At 73.5% G+C, this 15,957-nt stretch carries 4 protein-coding genes; all 4 read right to left on the bottom strand.

The annotated features are described in order from the left end of the window. Nucleotides 1–51 precede the first annotated feature (51 nt). On the bottom strand, nt 52–288 hold the full coding sequence (locus tag ACIQVZ_RS20670; RefSeq protein WP_402451844.1) for a hypothetical protein: 237 nt from the start codon (nt 286–288) through the stop codon (nt 52–54). 134 nt (nt 289–422) lie between these two features. Then, nucleotides 423–1,235, bottom strand: coding sequence for a dimethylargininase (gene ddaH, locus ACIQVZ_RS20665; RefSeq protein WP_402451842.1), 813 nt, complete (start codon nt 1,233–1,235; stop codon nt 423–425). Nucleotides 1,236–1,298: 63 nt separating this feature from the next. Next, nucleotides 1,299–2,621: an MFS transporter gene (locus ACIQVZ_RS20660; protein ID WP_350886695.1), complete on the bottom strand. Its 1,323-nt coding sequence runs from the start codon at nt 2,619–2,621 to the stop codon at nt 1,299–1,301. Between the two features lie 6 nt (nt 2,622–2,627). Continuing rightward, complete coding sequence (locus ACIQVZ_RS20655) at nt 2,628–15,926, bottom strand: amino acid adenylation domain-containing protein (protein ID WP_402451840.1); 13,299 nt, start codon at nt 15,924–15,926, stop codon at nt 2,628–2,630. Between the last annotated feature and the right edge of the window lie 31 nt (nt 15,927–15,957).

Below are 15,957 nucleotides of genomic sequence, written 5' to 3'. Positions count from 1 at the left end.
GCTGAAGAATCGATCCTGCCGCTCTTTTGTCGCGGTCAGGAGCCCGTGCGGTCAGGAGCCGGTGCTGTTCCAGTCGCCGGTGCTGCCGTGGACGGTGCCGGTGGGGCTGGGCTGGGCGGGGGTGGGCGTCGGCGTCGCGCCGCCGCTCACCACCGTCGCCGTCCCGGTGCCGGCCGTCTCCGCCACGGCGGTCGTGGCGCAGAGACCGGCACCCAGGGCGACGGCCACCCCGAGACCGACCGTGAACAGGCGGAGGCGGACGGGGGCGGTGGCCGGACGCTGCGTCATCTCTGGTGCTCCCTTGGCTCGCTTCCCTGGGGGAAGGGCTTCCGTCGTGGTGTGCCACCAGTCTGGCCGGGGGCGTTCAACGGCGGATCTACAACCGAGCACCGGTGATCACTGCCACCCGTCGAGGCCGCCGTTCAGGCCGCCGCGCGGATCTCCAGGGTGCAGCACTTGATGCTGCCACCGCCCTTGAGCAGCTCGCTGAGGTCCATCCCGATCGGCTGGAAGCCGCGCTCCCGCAGCCGCGCGGCCAGGCCGACGGCCGCCTCCGGCAGCACCACGTGCAGGCCGTCGCTCACCGCGTTGAGGCCGAACACCGCCGCGTCGGCGCCGTCCACCAGCAGGGCGTCGGGGAACAGCCGGCGCAGGACGGCACGGCTGCCGGCCGAGAAGGCCTCCGGGTTGTACATGATCTCGTCGCCGTCCAGCACGGCCAGCGCGGTGTCCAGGTGGTAGTAGCGCGGGTCGATCAGCTCCAGGCCGATCACCGGGCGCCCGAAGAACTCCTCAGCCTCCGCGTGCCCGTCGGCCACGCTGCGGAAGCCCCGCCCGGCCAGTACGGAGCTCGCGGTCAGCAGCAGGTCCCCCTCGCCCTCGTTGACGTGCTCCGGATCGCGCGTCTCGAAGCCCCGGGCGCGGAACCACTCCAGGTAGGCGGGGCCCTCGGCGGCCCGTTCGGCGTTGCGGAAGCGGGCGCCGAGCACCTTGCCGTCCACCACGGTGGCGCCGTTGGCGGCGTAGACCATGTCGGGCAGGCCCTGGATCGGGTCGATCAGGTCGACCCGGTGGCCGAGCTCCTGGTAGAGCGCGTACAGCCGCTCCCACTGCGCCACGGCGAGCCCGGTGTCGACCGGCTTCGCCGGGTCCATCCACGGGTTGATCGCGTAGGTGACCTCGAAATGGGTCGGACGGCACATCAGGTAGTGGCGCGGGCGGGCGGTGCGGGTCATCAGGGGGCTCCGGGGTGAGGGTTCGGGCGGTCGGGGCGGGGTGTGCGGGGTCAGGCGGCGGGATCAGGCGGCGGGCTCGGGCCGCGCGTCCTGGGCGCGGTGGTCGTCGTGCTCGGGGCGCGACGGGAAGTCGCGCATTCCGCGCAACGGGCTCGCCAGCAGCACGGCGCCCGCGGACAGCAGCACGCCCGCCATGATCCAGATCGTGGTGCGCGGGCCCAGCACCTCACCGAGCCAGCCGCCGAGCAGGGCGCCGAGGGGGATCGCGCTGTAGTTGACGGTCGAGGCGCTGGCCCTGATCCGCCCGATCATCGCGGGCGGGCAGTAGGACTGGTAGAAGCTGCCGGCCAGCACGTTCCCGGCCACGACGCCGCAGACGGCCACCGACCACGCGAGCGCGCTGACCGCGAGCGGCAGTTGGTCGCCGGCCATCGGCAGCAGGAAGATGAAGGGCGCGACCACCAGCTCGCACAGCAGCAGCCCGCGGGCGCTGCCCAGCCGCCCGGCCAGCCGCCCGGCCACCGCCGCGCCGGCCAGCCCGCCGATGCTCACCACCGCGAACACCAGGCCCACCTCGCCGGATCCGATGCCGACGCTGCGCACCAGGAAGACCGTCTGGACGGCCTGGATGCCGTTCAGCCCGAGGTTGCCGACCGCCCCGAAGCAGGCCAGCGTCCGCAGGTACGGGTCGCGGGCCAGGAAGCCCACGCCCTCGCCGATCTCCTTCAGGATGCCCCGCCGCTGCGACGGCGGCGGAGGCTGCTCCACCACGGTGATCCGGGCCACGCAGACCGCCGAGACGAGGTAGCTCACCGCGTCGGCGAGCAGGCCGCTGGTCGCACCGAAGACCTGCGACAGCAGGCCGGCCGCACCGGGCCCGGCGATCTCCACCGCCGACTCCCCGGAGCGCAGCTTGACGTTCGCCTCCAGCACGTCCTCCTTGGCCACCAGCGACGGGAGCACCGCCCCGTACGCGGTGGAGAAGAACACCTTCACCCCGCCGGTCAGCAGGGCCACCAGCACCAGTTGGGCCATGGTCAGCACACCGAGCCAGCCGGCCACCGGCACGCTGACGAACAGGACGAGCAGCAGCAGGTCGCAGACCAGCATCACCCGCAGCTTGCGCCAACGGTCCACCCAGGCACCGGCCGGCAGCCCGAGGAAGAGCCAGGGCAGCCAGGCCGAGGCGGTCAGCAGGCCGACCGCGAGCGGGCTGGCGTGCAGGGTGACGACGGCCACCAGGGCCAGCGCCACGTTGCCGACCGCCGTACCGAGACCGCTGGTGGTCTCACCGATCCAGAGCCGACGGAAGTCGGCCTGGGCCCACAGCCCCCAGCGGCTGCGGGACGGCTCCGGCGGAGCCACGGCGGGGGTGGTGACGGACATCGCGGGTCACTCTCCAAGCTTCTCGGCGAGCACGGAGGCGATCCGTGCGAGGGGTTCCGGACGGGTCAGCTCGCCGTGCGCGCAGGCGAGGCGGTGGGGCTCGATCCGGCCGTCCAGGTACGGCCGCCAGGACCGCTCGTAGGGCCAGTCGGCAGGCTTGTCGAGGGTCGCGCCGAAGAAGACGGCGTCGCCCCGGTAGCGGCCGGGCACGTGCTCGGCCATGAGTTTGCGGTGCCGCTCGAACACTCCGGGCAGCTCGGCGGCGGCCTCCCCCAGGACGGTGGCCAGCTCGGCCTGGCCGCGCCCGGCCTCCGGGTCGTAGCCCAGTGACAGCAGCAACTCGGCCAGGGTGTCGACGGGTTCGTCCTCCTCCGGCCCGTCGGCGGCCGCCGGACCGTGGTCGGTGACCGGTGCGCCGTCGAGCAGGGCGAGCACACCGACCTGTGCGCCCTCGGCCTGGAGCCGGACGGCCATCTCCTGCGCGACCACCGCCCCGAAGGACCAGCCGAGCAGGTGGTACGGGCCGGACGGCCACACCGCCCGGATCTGCCGCACGTAGTCCTCGGCGATCTCGGCGACGCTCGCCGGTGCCTCCCCGCGCAGACCGCGGGCCTGCAGACCGTAGACCGGCCGGTCGGCGCCGAGGTGCGGCAGCAGGCCGGAGTAGACCCAGCTGATGCCGGCGGCCGGGTGGACGCAGAACAGCGGGGCCAGGCCGCCACCGGTGCGCAGCGGCAGCAGCACGTCCAGGGCGTCGGCGGCCGGCCCGGCACCGAGCCGGGCGGCCAGTCCGGCGACGGTCGGGGCCTCGAACAGCGCGCGCATCCCGAGGTCGGCGCCGAGGGCGGCGCGGATCCGGGCGAGCAGCTTCATCGCGAGCAGGGAGTGACCGCCGAGCGCGAAGAAGTCGTCGTCGATGCCGACCCCGGCGATCCCCAGGACCTCGGCGAACAGCCCGCAGAGGACCCGCTCCTGTTCGGTGCGCGGCGCGCGGCCCCCGGCGAGTTCGGCGAAGTCCGGCGCGGGCAGGGCCCGGTGGTCGAGCTTGCCGCTGCCGGTGAGCGGCAGCGCGTCGAGCGGGACGACGGCGGCCGGCACCATGTAGCCGGGCAGGAACCCGCCCGCGAAGGCCCGCAGACCTGCCTGGTCCAGCCGGCCGTCGGCCACCACGTAGGCGACCAGACGAGTGCCCGCTGCCCGGTCCTCGACCGGGCGGACGACGGCCGCCGACACCTGGGGGTGCCTCCTCAGGACCTGTTCGATCTCGCCGAGTTCGATCCGGAAGCCACGGATCTTGACCTGCTGGTCGGTACGGCCCAGGTACTCCAGCTCACCCTCGCGGGAGCGGCGCACCAGGTCGCCCGTGCGGTACATCCTCCCGCCGGACACGAACGGGCAGGCCACGAACCGCTCCGCGGTCAGAGCCGGCCGGTTCAGATATCCCCGGGCCAGACCCGCACCCGCCAGATACAGCTCACCCGCCACCCCCGCCGGCACCGGGTTCAACCACTCGTCCAACACATAGGCATGCGTCCCGGCGACCGTACGGCCCAGCACCGGCTGCTCCGTCGCGGCCAGCGGGTGGACGAGCGTGTCCACCGTCGCCTCCGTCGGCCCGTACAGGTTGTACGCCTCCGTCGCCGGCGCCTCCCGCAGCGCGGTCCACAGCGCCTGGCCCACCGCCTCACCACCGAGCAGCAACAACTCCGGCGGGCAGCCGCCGAGCAACCCCTCCTCCACCAACTGCTCCGCGAAGGACGGCGTCACCTCCAACACCCCGATACCGCACTCGCGGACACGGCGCACCAGCGCCGCAGCGTCCCGGCGCACCTCATCACCGACGAGGTGCAGCTCATGCCCGGCCACCAGCCACAACACGCCATCCCACGACGCGTCGAAGCACAACGACGCCGTCAACGCCACCCTCGACCGCACCCGACCCGCCATCACACCCGAGCGATGCGCCGCCAACAGAGCCGCCAGGCTCCCGTGCGACACCACCACACCCTTCGGACGACCCGTCGAACCCGACGTGTGAATCACATACGCCGCGTCCCCGGCCGAAGCCCGCGCGACCGGGTCCGACTCCGGACCGGCCACATCACCGGCCTCCACCACGGTCAGCCCGGCCAGCAACTCCGGGTGCGGCCAGCGATCGTCGGTCACGGCGAGGACGGGCCGCGCGTCGGCGAGCGTACGGGCGGTGCGATCGGCGGGGTACTCGGCGTCCAGCGGGAGGTACACACCACCGGCCTTCAACACCGCCAGCAACCCCACCACCGACTCCACCGAACGCGGCAGCGCCAACGCCACACCCGACTCCGGCCCCACCCCCGCGGCGATCAGCCGATGCGCCAACCGATTCGCCCGCACATTCAACTCGGCGAAAGTCAACGCCTCGGCGCCACACACCAGCGCCACCGCCTCCGGAGTCCGCGCGACCTGCGCCTCGAACACCGCCGGCACCAACGGCACCCGCGACGGCAACGACGTGAACCCGCCACCCACCAGCCCGGCCCGCTCCTCCTCCGCCAGCAACTCCACCCGGCCCACCGGAAGTTCCGGACGCTCCACCACCGCCCGCAGCAACCGCCCGAACCGCACCGCCAGCGACTCCACCGTCTCCCGATCGAACAGATCCGTCGCGAAGTCGATCGCGCAGTCGATCCCGGCAGGTTCGCCGTCCGCGTCGAAGGTCTCGCCCATGCCGATGCTCAGATCGAACTTGGCCACCGATCCGGCCGTCGACTGCACGGTGGCGGGCAGAGCGCCGAGGGTCAGCGGCGCCGAGGCCGTCCGGTCGCCTTCCAGCAGCAGCATCACCTGGAAGAGGGGGTGGCGGGCCAGCGACCGCGCCGGATTCAGCTCCTCCACCAGACGCTCGAACGGCACATCCTGGTGCCCGAACGCCCCCAGATCCGACTCCCGCACCCGACCCAGCAACTCCGCGAAACTCGGGTCACCCGCCGTATCGGTCCGCAGCACCAACGTGTTGACGAAGAACCCGACCAACTCGTCCAACGCCTCGTCCGAACGACCCGCCACCACCGTGCCGATCGGCACATCCGTCCCCGCGCCCAACCGGGTCAACAACGCCGCCAACGCCGCCTGCACCGCCATGAACAACGTCACCCGATGCACACGCGACAACCCCACCAACCCACGATGCAGCTCCACACCCAACGGCAGCACCACCCGGTCACCCCGATGCGACGCCACCGCACCACGCGCACGATCCACCGGCAACGCCAACTCCTCCGGGAGGCCGTCCAACACCCCGCGCCAGTAATCCAACTGACGCGAAACCACACTCCCGGAATCCGATTCCTCCCCCAACAACCCGCGCTGCCAGAGCGCGTAGTCCGCGTACTGCACCGGCAGCGGCTCCACCACCGGCACCTCGCCCCCGCACCGCACCGCGTACGCCGTCGACAGATCCCGCAGCAGCGGACCCATCGACCAGCCGTCACCGGCGATGTGGTGCAGCACCAGCACCAGCAGGTCCCCGTCGGACCCGCCCGGAATCACCTGGACGCGCATGGGCAGGTCGGCGGACAGGTCGAACGGCCGGTCGACGCAGCTCTCGGGGTCGGTGCCCACGGGCAGGACCTCGACGGCGATCCGCGCCTCTTCGGGCGGCAGGATCCGCTGGTACGGCTCGCCGTCCACCTCGGCCACGAGCGTGCGCAGGCTCTCGTGCCGCGCCACCACATCACCCAGCGCCGCCTCCAGCGCCGCCACATCCAGCTCACCGCCCAAGCGGAGCAGCACGGGGAGGTTGTACAGCCCGCTCGGGCCCTCCATCCGGTCGATCAGCCACAACCGCTGCTGCGCGAACGACAGCGGCACCCGCTCCGGACGCTCCGCCTCCGCCGACAGCACCAGACGACCGGCGCCGGCACCCGAACGGGCCGCGAGCCCCGCCACCGTCGGCGCCTCGAACACGTCCCGCACCCCCAGCTCCACCCCCAGCACCGACCGCACCCGGCTCAACAACCGCGTCGCCAGCAGGGAATGACCACCGAGCGCGAAGAAGTCGTCGTCGATGCCGACCCCGGCGATCCCCAGGACCTCGGCGAACAGCCCGCAGAGGATCTCCTCCGCCGCCGTCCGCGCCGCCCGGCCACCCGCGAACTCCGCGAAGTCCGGTGCGGGCAGGGCCCGGTGGTCCACCTTTCCGCTGCCGGTGAGCGGCAGCGCGTCGAGCGGGACGACGACGGCCGGCACCATGTAGCCGGGCAGTGCCCGGGCGACGAACTCCCGCAGGTCAAGGGCGATCCCGGGGATCTGCTCGGTCACCGCGCAGTAGGCCACCAGCCGGCGGTCGCCGTCGTCGCTCTCCCGGGTGGTGACGACCGCTTGGCGGACGGCGTCGTGGCGGACCAACACCTGTTCGATCTCGCCGAGTTCGATCCGGAAACCGCGGATCTTGACCTGCTGGTCGGTACGGCCCAGGTACTCCAGCTCACCCTCGCGGGAACGACGCACCAGGTCGCCCGTGCGGTACATCCTCCCGCCGGACACGAACGGGCAGGCCACGAACCGCTCCGCACTCAGCCCCGGCCGGTTCAGATACCCCCGGGCCAGACCCGCACCCGCCAGATACAGCTCACCCGCCACCCCCGCCGGCACCGGGTTCAACCACTCGTCCAGCACATAGGCATGCGTCCCGGCGACCGTACGGCCCAGCACCGGCTGCTCCGTCGCGGCCAGCGGGTGGACGAGCGTGTCCACCGTCGCCTCCGTCGGCCCGTACAGGTTGTACGCCTCCGTCGCCGACGCCTCCCGCAGGGCGGTCCACAGCGCCTGGCCCACCGCCTCACCACCGAGCAGCAACAGCCCCGGCGCCGACTCGGCCAACAACCCCTCCTCCACCAACTGCTCGGCGAAGGACGGCGTCACCTCCAACACCCCGATACCGCACTCGCGGACACGGCGCACCAGCGCCGCCGCGTCCCGGCGCACCTCATCACCGACGAGGTGCAGCTCATGCCCGGCCACCAGCCACAACACGCCATCCCACGACGCGTCGAAGCACAACGACGCCGTCAACGCCACCCTCGACCGCACCCGACCCGCCATCACACCCGCGCGATGCGCCGCCAACAGAGCCGCCAGGCTCCCGTGCGACACCACCACACCCTTCGGACGACCCGTCGAACCCGACGTGTGAATCACATACGCCGCGTCCTGCGCGGTGACGCGGGGGGCCGGATCGCTCTCGGGGCCGGGGCCGTCCTCGGTGACGTCAAGCGTTCGCAGGCCCGCCAGGACCTCGGGCAGCGGCCACCGCGGGTCGGTCAGCACCAGCAACGGACGGGAGTCCGCCAGGGTGTCGGCGGTGCGGTCGGCGGGGTACTCGGCGTCCAGCGGGAGGTACACACCACCGGCCTTCAACACCGCCAGCAACCCCACCACCGACTCCACCGAACGCGGCAGCGCCAACGCCACACCCGACTCCGGCCCCACCCCCGCGGCGATCAGCCGATGCGCCAACCGATTCGCCCGCACATTCAACTCGGCGAAAGTCAACGCCTCGGCGCCACACACCAGCGCCACCGCCTCCGGAGTCCGCGCGACCTGCGCCTCGAACACCGCCGGCACCAACGGCACCCGCGACGGCAGCGACGTGAACCCGCCACCCACCAGCCCGGCCCGCTCCTCCTCCGCCAGCAACTCCACCCGCCCGACCGGAAGTTCCGGACGCTCCACCACCGCCCGCAGCAACCGCCCGAACCGCACCGCCAGCGACTCCACCGTCTCCCGATCGAACAGATCCGTCGCGAAGTCGATCGCGCAGTCGATCCCGGCAGGTTCGCCGTCCGGGCCGAAGACCTCCTCCATGATCACGTTGAGGTCGAACTTGGCCACCCCGGTCCCGGCCGGCAGGGTCTCGACGCGCAGTCCGGGCAGCTCCAGTTCGGCTTGCTCGTTGCTCTGCAGGACCAGCATCACCTGGAAGAGGGGGTGGCGGGCCAGCGACCGCGCCGGGTTCAGCTCCTCCACCAGACGCTCGAACGGCACATCCTGGTGCCCGAACGCCCCCAGATCCGACTCCCGCACCCGACCCAGCAACTCCGCGAAACTCGGGTCACCCGCCGTATCGGTCCGCAGCACCAACGTGTTGACGAAGAACCCGACCAACTCGTCCAACGCCTCGTCCGAACGACCCGCCACCACCGTGCCGATCGGCACATCCGTCCCCGCACCCAACCGGGTCAGCAACGCCGCCAACGCCGCCTGCACCGCCATGAACAACGTCACCCGATGCACACGCGACAACCCCACCAACCCACGATGCAGCTCCACACCCAACGGCAGCACCACCCGGTCACCCCGATGCGACGCCACCGCACCACGCGCACGATCCACCGGCAACGCCAACTCCTCCGGGAGATCGGTCAAGACCTCACGCCAGTAGTCGAGTTGACGCGACAGCAGGCCGCTCTCGTCCGACTCCTCCCCCAGCAGCCGACGCTGCCAGAGCGCGTAGTCCGCGTACTGCACCGGCAGCGGCTCCACCACCGGCACCTCGCCCCCGCACCGCACCGCGTACGCCGTCGACAGATCCCGCAGCAGCGGACCCATCGACCAGCCGTCGCTGACGATGTGGTGCAGCACCAGGAGCAGCACGTGGCTCTCCTCGGCCGTCCTCAGCAGGGTCGCGCGGAAGGGGGGTTCGGCCGCCAGGTCGAAGGGGCGGCGGGACTCCTCGTCCACGGCGTCGGCCAGCGCGTCGGCCGGGCAGTCCCGGCGTTCGACGGCGACCCGGGCCTCTTCGGGCGGCAGGATCCGCTGATACGGCTCACCGTCCACCTCGGCCACGAGCGTGCGCAGGCTCTCGTGCCGCGCCACCACATCACCCAGCGCCGCCTCCAGCGCCGCCACGTCCAGCTCACCGCCCAGCCGCAGCGCGACCGGCACGTTGTAGAGCGCGCTGGGGCCCTCCATCCGGTCGATCAGCCACAACCGCTGCTGCGCGAACGACAGCGGCACCCGCTCCGGACGCTCGACACCCCCCGACAGCACCGGCCGACCGGCCGCCGCACCCGAACGGGCCGCGAGCCCCGCCACCGTCGGCGCCTCGAACACGTCCCGCACGCCCAGCTCCACCCCCAGCACCGACCGCACCCGGCTCAACAACCGCGTCGCCAGCAGGGAATGACCACCGAGCGCGAAGAAGTCGTCGTCGACGCCCACCCGTTCGACACCGAGCACCTCGGCGAACACCCCGCAGAGGATCTCCTCCTGCGCCGTCCGCGCCGCCCGGCCGCCCACCGCGGACTCCGTGAAGTCCGGCGCCGGCAGGGCGGTGCGGTCCAGCTTGCCGTTGGCGTTGAGCGGCAGCGCGTCCAGCCGGACGAAGGCGGCCGGCACCATGTGGGCGGGCAGCTCGGCCGCGACCCGGGCGCGCAGCTCGGCGGGCTCCAGCGACGAGGCACCGACCAGGTAGGCGATCAGTCGCGCCCCGCCCGGGCCCTGCTCGTACGGAAGCACCGCCGCCTGGAGCACCTCGGGGTGCGCGGTCAGCACGGTCTCGATCTCGCCGAGTTCGATCCGGAAGCCGCGGATCTTGACCTGGTGGTCGGTGCGGCCGAGGTAATCCAGGTCTCCGTCCGGACGGCGGCGCACGAGGTCGCCCGTGCGGTACATCCTCCCGCCGGCTTCGAACGGGCAGGCCACGAACCGTTCGGCGGTCAGCCCCGGCCGGTTCAGGTACCCCCGGGCCAGACCCGCACCCGCCAGATACAGCTCACCCGCCACCCCGGCCGGCACCGGGTTCAACTGCCCGTCCAGCACGTAGGCGCGGAGGTTGCCGAGGGGGCGGCCGATCGACGGGCGCTCGCTGTCGGCGAGGTGGTGGTACAGGGCGTCGACGGTGCACTCGGTCGGGCCGTACATGTTGTACGCGATCAGGTCCGGAGTGTCCCGCAGGGTGGTCCACAGGGCTTGGCCGGCGGCCTCGCCGCCGAACAGCAGCAGGGCCGGCGGGCAGCGGGTGAGCAGTCCCTCCTCGATCAGCTGCTCCGCGTAGGTGGGAGTGAGGTCGAGGACGTCGATCCCGGTGCGCTCGATGTGGCGCACCAGCGCGGCGGCGTCGCGGCGCACGTCGTCGCCGATCAGGTGCAGCTCGTGCCCGGCCGCGAGCCAGAGGTAGTTCTCCAGGGAGGAGTCGAAGGACAGCGAGGCGGTGAGCGCGACCGTCAGCCGGCGGCCCGGCCGGGCGCGCTCGGCGGCGGCCACGGTCTCGGCGCGGTGGAAGGCCAGCAGATTGGCGAAGTTGCCGCGCGAGACCACGACGCCCTTGGGCCTGCCGGTGGAGCCGGAGGTGTAGATGACGTACGCGGCGTGCCCCGGGTCGGTGGTGCCGGGCAGGTCGTGGGCGTCGTGGAAGGCCCACAGCTCCTCGTCGACGGGCAGCACGGTGTGTCCGTCCAGCGACTCGGCGAGCGGCCAGCGGTCGTCGGTGAGCACGACCGCCGGGGCGGAGTCGGCCAGCATGTGGACGATCCGCTCCGCCGGGTACTCCGGGTCCAGGGGCAGGAAGGCCGCGCCGGCCTTCAGCGTCGCCAGCGCGGCGACCACCGACTCCACCGAGCGCGGCAGGGCGAGGGCGACCACGCTGTCCGGTCCGGCGCCCCCGTCGACGAGGGCCCGGGCCAGCCGGTTGGCCCGGGCGTTCAGCTCCGCGAAGGTCAGCGACTCGGGGCCGCAGACCAGGGCGACGGCCCCCGGGGTGCGCGCGGCCTGCTCCTCGAACACCGTCAGGTAGGGCGTGCCGGCGTCCGGCAGCGCCGTGTCGTTCCATGCGGCGAGAGCGTCCCGCTCGGCCTCGCCGAGCACCTCCAGGGCGCCGACCGGGCGTTCGGGGTCCTCGACCGCCTGGCGCAGGATCAGCTCCAGGGCGGTGGCGAGCCGCCGGACCGTCTCCCGGTCGAACAGGTCGGTCACGTACTCCAGGCCGCCGCTCAGCCCGGCCGGGGAGCCGTCGGCGGCGAGCCGCTCGACCAGGCTGAGGGTGAGGTCGAAGGTCGCGGTGCCGAAGTCGACCGGCTCCTCGGTCACGGTGATGCCGGGCAGGTCCGGCCCGTCCTCGGGGGTGCCGGAGAAGGCCAGCATCACCTGGAACAGGGGGTGGCGGGCCAGCGACCGGGCCGGGTTCAGCTCCTCGACCAGCGACTCGAACGGCAGGTCCTGGTGCTCGTAGGCCGCGAGGTCGGTGTCCCGGACGCGACGCAGCAGTTCGGCGAAGCTCGGCCGGCCGGAGAGGTCGGTGCGCAGCACCAGGGTGTTGGCGAAGTAGCCGACCAGGTCGGTGACGGCCTCGTCCAGGCGGCCGGCCACCGGGGTGCCGATCGGCAGGTCGGTGCCGGCGCCGAAGCGGTGCAGCAGGGTGGCGTAGGCGGCCTGGAGGACCATGAACAGCGTGACCCCGTGCTCGACGGCGAGCTCGCCGAGGCGTGCGTGCAGTTCGGCGTCGAGCTCCAGTGGGAGGACGGTCCCGCGGTGGCTGGCGACCGGGGGCCGGGGCCGGTCGAGCGGCAGCGGCAGCTCGTCGGGCAGGCCGGCCAGCGCGTCCCGCCAGTGGGCGAGTTGGCGGGCGGCCAGGCTCTCGGGATCGTGCTCGTCGCCGAGCAGGGCGTGCTGCCAGAGCGCGTGGTCGGCGTACTGGACGGGCAGCGGCGTCCACTCCGGGGCGGCGCCGGCGAGGCGGGCCCGGTACGCCGCGGCGAGGTCGCGGTAGAGCGGGCCCAGCGAGGCGCCGTCCCCGGCGATGTGGTGGACGACCAGGACCAGGACGTGCTCGTCCGGGCCCTCGGGCCGCAGGTAGGCGTGCAGGGGCAGGTCGGTGGCCAGGTCGAAGGTGTGGCCGGCGAGTTCGCCGCTCGGGCGGTCCGTGACGGTGAGCAGCGGGGCCGTCGGCCCGTCGAGGACGTGCTGGTACGGGACGCCGTCCTGCTCGCCGAAGACGGTGCGCAGGGCCTCGTGCCGCCGGACGGTGTCGCCGAGGGCGTCCGCGAGGACGGCGGGGTCCAGCGGGCCGCGCAGCCGCAGCGCGAGGGTCACGTTGTAGGTGCTGGCGGGGCCGTCCGCCTGGGCGAGGAACCAGAGGCGGCGCTGGGCGAAGGAGAGCGGCACCCGGTCGGGCCGGGGGCCGGGCCGCAGCGCCGGGCGGGCCGGGGCGGGCGCGTCGGCCGCGCGGTCGGCGAGCCGGTCGGTGAGCCCGGCGACGGTCGGGGCCTGGAAGAGGTCGCCGATGGCGAGTTCGATGCCGAGTTCGGCGCGGGCCCGCCCGGTGAGGCGGGTGGCGAGCAGCGAGTGGCCGCCGAGCGCGAAGAAGTCGTCGTCGATGGTGATGTCGTCGATGCCGAGCAGGTCGCCGAAGAGCTCGCACAGTGCCCGTTCGCGCTCGTCGCGGGGCTCGCGGCCGGTGCCGTCGGCGGCGACGTCCGGGGCGGGCAGGGCCCGGCGGTCGACCTTGCCGTTGGCGTTGAGCGGCAGCGCGTCGAGCAGGACGACGGCGGCGGGGACCATGTAGCCGGGCAGCGTGGTGCCGGCGAAGGTGCGCAGCTCGGCCGGGGTGAGCGAGGCGTCGGCGGTGCAGTAGGCGACCAGCCGGGTGTCGCCGGGGCGGTCCTCACGGGCGATCACGATGACCTGGCGCACGGCGGGGTGGCGGGAGAGCGCCGCCTCGATCTCGCCGAGTTCGATCCGGAAGCCGCGCAGCTTGACCTGGCCGTCGATCCGGCCGAGGAACTCCACGGCGCCGTCGGCGCGCAGCCGCACCAGGTCGCCGGTGCGGTACATCCGCTCTCCGGGCGCGTACGGGCAGGCGACGAACCGCTCGGCGGTCAGCGCCGGCCGGTTCAGGTAGCCGCGGGCCAGCCCGGCACCGGCGATGTACAGCTCTCCCGGGACGCCGGGCGGGACGGGGCACAGCCGGGCGTCGAGGACGTAGCTGCGCATGGCGTCGAGCGGGCCGCCGATCGGCACCCGGGGGCCGTCGAGGTCGGCGTGGACGAGCGGGTGGTGGGTCGCGAAGGTGGTGGTCTCGGTGGGCCCGTAGACGTGGGCGAGCAGCAGGTCGGGGCAGGCGTCCAGGACGCGCCGCATCAGGGTGCCGGAGGCGGCCTCGCCGCCGGTGCAGACGACCCGCAGGGCGGCGAAGGTCTGCGGGGCCTGCTCGGCGACGAGGTCGAACAGGGCCTTGGTGAGGAAGACGGCGGTGACGTCGTGGCGGGTGGTGACGACGTGCAGGGAGGTGGCGTCGAGGGCGCCGGGCGGGGCGACCACGACGGTGCCGCCGGCCAGCAGGGGCGTCCAGATCTCGTAGGTGGCGGCGTCGAAGGCGTGCGGGGAGTGCAGCAGGACCCGCTCGTGCCGGCCGTCCTGCCAGCGCCGGTCGGCGGCGAGGTCGAGGACGTCGCGGTGGCGGACGGCGACGCCCTTGGGGCGGCCGGTGGAACCGGAGGTGTACATCGCGTAGGCGAGCTGGTCCGGGTGGACGGGCACGCCGGGGCGGTCGGCGGGGGCGGCCGCCTCGTCGCCGGGGCGGACCACCACGGCCCGGTGCGGGAAGCCGGGGTCGGCGCGGTCGGTGAGCAGCACGGGGGCGCCGGTGTCGGCCAGCACGTCGGTCATCCGCTCGGGCGGCAGGCCGGGGTGCATGGGCACGTAGCAGCCGCCGGCCTTGAGGATCGCCAGGGTGGCGACGACGACCTCGACGGAGCGCTCCATCAGCATCGCGACGGGGGTCTCGGTGCCGACGCCGAGGGCGATCAGGTGGTGGGCGAGGCGGTTGGCCCGGGCGTCGAGTTCGGCGTAGTCGAGGGTGCCGCCGTCGTGGGCGAGGGCGGTGGCGTGCGGGGTGCGGTCGGCCTGGCGCTCGAAGGACTCGGCGAGGGTCCCGGGCCGGCCCGGGGCGCCGGTGGCGTTCCACTCGGTGAGGATGCGGGTGCGCTCCTCGGGGGCGAGGACGTCGAGGGTGGCGATGGGGGCGTGCGGGTCGGCGGCGGCGCCGGTCAGCAGCAGGCCGAACCGGGCGGCCAGGGCGACGACGGTGGTGTGGTCGTAGAGGTCGGCGGCGTACTCGATCGAGCCGGTGAGCCCGGCGGGGGCACCGTCGGGGCCGTGGCGTTCGGCGATGCCGATGTTGAGGTCGAACTTGGCGACCCGCAGGCCGATCGGCTCGGGTGCGGACTCCAGCCCGGGCAGGTCGAGTTCGGCGTCCTGCCCGTGGTTCTGGAGCACCAGCAGGGTCTGGAACAGCGGGTGGCGGCCGAGTGCGCGGGTCGGGTTGAGTTCCTCGACGAGGCGCTCGAAGGGGATGTCCTGGTGGGCGAAGGCGTCGAGCTGGGCTTCCCGGACCCGGCCGAGCAGCTCGGCGAAGCTCGGGTCGCCGGACGTGTCGGCGCGCAGCACCAGGGAGTTGACGAAGAAGCCGACCAGGTCGTCCAGGGCCTCGTCGGCGCGGCCGGCGAGGCCGGTGCCGAGCGGGATGTCGGTGCCGGCGCCGAGCCTGGTGAACAGTGCGGCGAGGCCGGCCTGGAGGACGGTGAACAGGGTGGTGCGGTGCGCGCGGGCGAGGTCGAGCAGGGCGGTGTGCAGGTCGGCGCCCCAGACGAGGTCGACGGAGTCGGCGGCGCCGGTGGGGGCGGGCGGGCGTGGGCGGTCCGTCGGCAGCTCCAGCTCCTCCGGCAGCCCGGCCAGGGCGGTTCGCCAGTGGTCGAGTTGGCGGGCGAGCAGGCTCTCGGGGTCGCGCTCGTCACCGAGCAGGTCGCGCTGCCAGAGCGCGTAGTCGGCGTACTGGACGGGCAGCGGCTCCCAGTGGGGGGCGCGGCCGGTGAGCCGGGCCCGGTAGGCGGTGGCGAGGTCGCGCAGCAGCGGGCCGAGCGACCAGCCGTCGCCGGCGATGTGGTGCAGGACGACGAGCAGCACGTGCTCGGTCGGGGTGAGAGTGAACACCGTGACCCGGATGGGCAGTTCGCGGCTCAGATCGAAGGTCTCGGCGGCGGCCGCGTCCCGGCGGGCGGGGTAGTCGTCCGGTGCGCAGTCCACGACCAGGAAGCGCGGCTGCGCCTCCTCGGGCGGCAGGATCTGCTGCACCGGGACTCCCCCGGCCACCGGGAACACCGTACGCAGGGCCTCGTGCCGGGCGACCACGTCCACCGTCGCGGCGCGCAGCGCGGCGGTGTCGAGCTCGCCGCGCAGGCGCAGGGCGAACGGAAGGTTGTACAGCGCGGTCGGGCCCTCGATCTGGTCGATCAGCCAGAGACGCTGCTGTGCGTACGAAACCGGGATCACGGTGCTTCCTCTACTCACGTCACGGCACGGG

The sequence above is a fragment of the Kitasatospora sp. NPDC098663 genome (genome assembly GCF_044760075.1).
GTDB lineage: Bacteria > Actinomycetota > Actinomycetes > Streptomycetales > Streptomycetaceae > Kitasatospora.
The sequence above is the reverse complement of the archived record's forward strand: the minus strand, read 5'-3'. Positions and strand labels throughout refer to the sequence as shown.

What these genes read in the sequence shown, in the direction of transcription:
- ACIQVZ_RS20670 (WP_402451844.1), bottom strand. Translation starts at nt 288, where the DNA reads ATGACGCAGCGTCCGGCCACCGCCCCCGTCCGCCTCCGCCTGTTCACG.
- ddaH (WP_402451842.1), bottom strand. Translation starts at nt 1,235, where the DNA reads ATGACCCGCACCGCCCGCCCGCGCCACTACCTGATGTGCCGTCCGACC.
- ACIQVZ_RS20660 (WP_350886695.1), bottom strand. Translation starts at nt 2,621, where the DNA reads ATGTCCGTCACCACCCCCGCCGTGGCTCCGCCGGAGCCGTCCCGCAGC.